Origin of the sequence: Actinospica durhamensis (genome assembly GCF_018139695.1) — a bacterium.
Lineage (GTDB): Bacteria > Actinomycetota > Actinomycetes > Streptomycetales > Catenulisporaceae > Actinospica > Actinospica durhamensis.
The window spans coordinates 1-427 of record NZ_JAGSOG010000783.1 but is presented as its reverse complement, the minus strand read 5'-3'; the positions used below and the strand labels follow the sequence as shown (position 1 = coordinate 427).

General features: G+C 43.3%; 1 protein-coding gene. It reads right to left on the bottom strand.

All coding sequences use genetic code 11. The annotated features are described in order from the left end of the window. Positions 1–64: 64 nt before the first annotated feature. Positions 65–403 (bottom strand): hypothetical protein, encoded by a 339-nt coding sequence (locus KDL01_RS47270; RefSeq protein ID WP_009239072.1) that lies wholly within the window; start codon positions 401–403, stop codon positions 65–67. Positions 404–427: the final 24 nt, after the last annotated feature.

The following is a 427-nucleotide window of genomic DNA, read 5'->3' as shown; positions in this document are numbered from 1 at the left end:
TAATTAGACCTTTTTGTCAAGTGTTAATTGTACGCTAGCGTACATTTCCAAAAAAATCAAATATTTAGACTTGATCTGAGTTTTCTCTCTTGGCGACTGGCAGAAAATTCTTGGCTCTGATCTTCCTCTTCTCTTTCCAGATCGTATAGAAGGGCCAATAACCAGCCCATGTTCTAAAAAGAAAAATAAGCACGAAGGCTGCTGATCCCAAGCCACCTAGAAGGAAGCCGCATGCGGAAAAATCCACCCCCTTATTAGAAGTCAGCAGTGCTAGAGCCCCAAAGGCAGCAATCGAAACTCCGCATGCAAACCACGAAATACACAATGCCGTAATAACGACCTTGATCCACCAGGCAGCTTTATCCAGCAACCAATCAATCAATCGCTCTTCCCAATCGTCCATAAAGTTCTCCTACCTTTACTCATG

Coding starts and splice junctions, on each gene's coding strand:
- KDL01_RS47270 (WP_009239072.1), bottom strand. CDS start 403: ATGGACGATTGGGAAGAGCGATTGATTGATTGGTTGCTGGATAAAGCT.